3 protein-coding genes are annotated in these 3,389 nt (G+C 64.3%); 2 read left to right on the top strand and 1 reads right to left on the bottom strand.

Annotation, left to right across the window (positions count from 1 at the left end):
* Positions 1–298, top strand: a 298-nt coding sequence (locus ACK5L9_RS12820) for a hypothetical protein (protein WP_416911855.1), incomplete at its 5' end; no start/stop codon positions are given.
* Between the two features lie 311 nt (positions 299–609).
* On the opposite strand, the gene ACK5L9_RS12815 is transcribed toward ACK5L9_RS12820, so the two are convergent.
* Positions 610–1,920 carry an aspartate aminotransferase family protein gene (locus ACK5L9_RS12815; protein ID WP_416911854.1) on the bottom strand — a complete coding sequence of 437 codons (1,311 nt, stop codon included), beginning with the start codon at positions 1,918–1,920 and terminating at the stop codon, positions 610–612.
* A 186-nt stretch (positions 1,921–2,106) separates the two neighbouring features.
* Here ACK5L9_RS12815 and ACK5L9_RS12810 point away from each other — a divergent pair.
* On the top strand, positions 2,107–3,389 hold a 1,283-nt coding region (locus ACK5L9_RS12810), incomplete at its 3' end, for a ferric reductase-like transmembrane domain-containing protein (RefSeq protein ID WP_416911853.1).

The raw sequence follows: 3,389 nt of genomic DNA, 5'->3' as shown, positions 1-3,389 counted from the left end.
GCAGGCCCCTATCGGCGAATTTCTGTTCGAGGAACTGCGCCGCCGGGGCATTGCCCCGAAACGCTATCTGTCCGCCTTCACCTTGCCCTTTGGCGTCAGCCTTGCCCGGCACACACATCTCTGCACCGTCACCGACCGCTTTTCCGCGAATTTCCTGGCTGGCGACGACATGCTGATCAAACCCCTGACCGAACCGCTGGTTCTGGATCTGGTAACGATCGAGCCCGCCGCCGCTGGCCAGCGCGGCAGCATCGAGGCGTTCAAGGCCGCGCTGCGTCAGGCATTGCGGCTGTACTGAAGGCGGGCCAAAGGGGGGGGGGCGGGCCGGGCAAAGCCCGGCCCGGACGCTGCCGCCCGGCCGGATGCGCGCTTCGCGCGCGGTCTGCCTGCGGGTGGCGGGACCGGGGCGCGATATAGCTGACGGAAGCCAATTTGATCATCAAATTGGCGCAGCATCAGCGTAAAACCAAAGGATTATAGCCTGACAGCACAATCCAAAGAAAGTCGCAGCCTATAGCAGGTCAACAGCCTGCCGCCGCGCGAAAAGCAGGGGGTCCGGGGGGTGCAACCCCCCCCCGGCTATCGCGGGACGCAATGCCGAACCCGCCGTCAGGCGGTTTCGGCCAGAACCCCGCGCAGCGTGTCGGCGATGAACGCGATCTGCGACTGGTCGATGATCAGCGGCGGCGACAGGGCGATAATGTCACCGGTCACGCGGATCATCAGCCCTTTTGCCCATGCGCGTTTCATCACCTCATAGGCTCGCGCGCCCGCCGCGCCATCGCGGCTGGCCAGTTCGATCCCCGCGACAAGGCCGATGGTGCGGATGTCGGTCACATGGGCTGCGTCCTTGAGCCCGTGGAAGGCATCGCCCCAGATGGTTTCCAGCGCCGAGGCGTTCTCGTACATGCCATCTTCGGCATAGGCGCGCTGCGTGGCCATTGCCGCTGCCACCGCGACAGGATGGGCTGAATAGGTATAGCCGTGGAACAGCTCGATCGGGGTTTCGGAATTATTCACGATGGAATCGTAAATCCCCTGCGCCGCCGCGACCCCGCCCATCGGGATGGTGCCGCCGGTCACGCCCTTGGCGAAGGTCATCAGGTCGGGCGTCACGCCGAAATATTCCGCCGCCGTCGCGCGACCAAGGCGGCCAAAGCCGGTTATTACCTCGTCAAAGATCAGCAGGATGTCGTGGCGCGTCGCGATCTCGCGCAGGCGTTGCAGATAGCCCTCGGGTGGCGGCAGCACCCCTGTCGAGCCTGCCACCGGCTCGACGATCACCGCCGCGATGGTCTCGGCGCCGTGCAGCCCGACCAGCCGTTCCAGATCCTCGGCCAGTTCCACGCCATGCGACACCGCGCCACGGGTAAAGCGGTTGCGGGCCGGGTCATGGGTGTGGCGCATGTGATCCACGCCCGGCAACAGCGTGTTGAACTGTTTGCGGTTGTTCACGATCCCGCCGACCGAGATGCCGCCGAACCCCACCCCGTGATAGCCGCGCTCGCGCCCGATGAACCGGGTCTTGCCCGCCTTGCCGCGCGACTTGTGCCAGGCCAGCGCGATCTTCAGCGCCGTGTCCACCGCCTCGGATCCCGAATTGGCGAAGAAGATCCGGTTCAACGGGTCCGGGAACTGATCGGCCAGTTGCGCCGACAGGCGGAACGCCTCGGGATGGCCGAAATTGAACATCGGCGCGAAATCCAGCGTCTTGATGGTCCGGCTGACCGCCTCGACGATCAGCGGGTGGCTGTGGCCGGCATTGGCACACCACAGACCCGCCGCGCCATCCATGATCTGTCGCCCGTCCGCAGATGTGTAGAACATTCCCTCGGCGGCGACGACCATGCGCGGATCGGCCTTGAAATCGCGGTTCGCCGTGAATGGCATCCAATAGTTTTCAAGCGTGTTGGGATTCATCGAATCCTCCATGTCCTTGCCATTGCAGCAGCTTGTCCCGCCTTGCGCCGGATTTGAAGGGGAAAAGCAAATGTCTCATCCGGTGTTTGAGAACCGTTTACCCGGTACCTGCTACGCCCGTCCCGCGTCCGCGGAAATTGCGAGCAGGACCGGGCGCGGATAACGACAACAGCAGGAATTTTCGCCATGACCCGGATCAAGATCGCCCTTCCGTCCCTTTTGGCGGGCGTCAGCCTTCTGTGGCTGATCGCCAGCCTTCCCTTCCCCGAGGCCCCCGGCTTCATCCAGATCAGGAACCTGCTGGTAGAATATTCCGGCACGCTGTCCATGGCAGCGATGAGCGTGGCAATGATCCTTGCGATGCGTATGCCATGGCTGAACCGCTGGCTGGACGGGCTGGACAAATCCTATCGGCTGCACAAATGGCTGGGGATCACCGCGCTTGTGACCTCGGTCACGCATTGGCTGGCCGCGCAGGGGCCGAAATGGGCGGCCAGCCTTGGCCTGTTGCAGGGCGGGCGGCCGCCGCGCCCGGATGTCGAACTGACCCCGGTACAACAGTTTTTCCTCAGTCAGCGCGGCGCGGCAGAGGCCATTGGCGAATGGGCCTTTTATGGGGCAGTTCTGCTGATCGCCCTGGCGCTGACCCATCGCTTTGCCTATAAGTACTTTGTCTCGACGCACAAGCTGATCGCCGTTGCCTATCTTGCGCTGGTTTGGCACGCCTTCATCCTGATGGACCGTGCGGCGTGGTTTCAGCCGGTGGGAATCGTGACCGCCCTGCTGATGACGGGCGGGGTGATATCGGCGGTGCTGACCCTGCTGGGGCTGATCGGGCGCAAGCGGCAGGCGGGCGCGACGATCCGCGACATCCGCCACTTTCCCGGCATGCGCACAACCCGGATCGAGGTCATGATGGACGAGGGCTGGAAGGGCCACGAGGCGGGCCAGTTCGCCTTTGTCACCTTCGACCCGCGCGAGGGCAAGCATCCCTTCACCATGAGCTCGGCCTGGGATCCGCAGACGCGGCGGCTGAGTTTCGTGACCAAGGCGCTTGGGGATTACACGGATGACCTGCCAGAGGGCCTGAAGATCGGTGGTCGCGCCACGGTCGAGGGGCCCTATGGCCGCTTCACCTTCGATGACGGAAAGGACCGCCAGATCTGGATCGGTGGCGGCATCGGCATCACGCCCTTCATCGCCCGGATGGAGTATCTGACCGCGACTCCGGATGGCAAGCAAATCGACCTGATCCACACCACCCCCCATATCGAACCCGAGGTGCTGGAGCTGCTGACCGAGGATGCACGGGCGGCGGGGATCAAACTGCATGTGCTGGTCGATGGCGATGACGGGCTGCTGACTGCCGAACGGCTGCGCAGGATGCTGCCCGATTGGAAATCGGCAAGCGTCTGGTTCTGCGGCCCGGCCCGCTTTGGCCAGACCATCCGTCGCGATCTGGCCGCCCG

Origin of the sequence: Paracoccus sp. (in: a-proteobacteria) (assembly GCF_047973135.1) — a bacterium.
In the GTDB taxonomy this organism is placed as follows: Bacteria; Pseudomonadota; Alphaproteobacteria; order Rhodobacterales; family Rhodobacteraceae; genus Paracoccus.
Note: the sequence above shows the minus strand (reverse complement) of the source record. Positions and strands in the feature narration are given on the sequence as shown.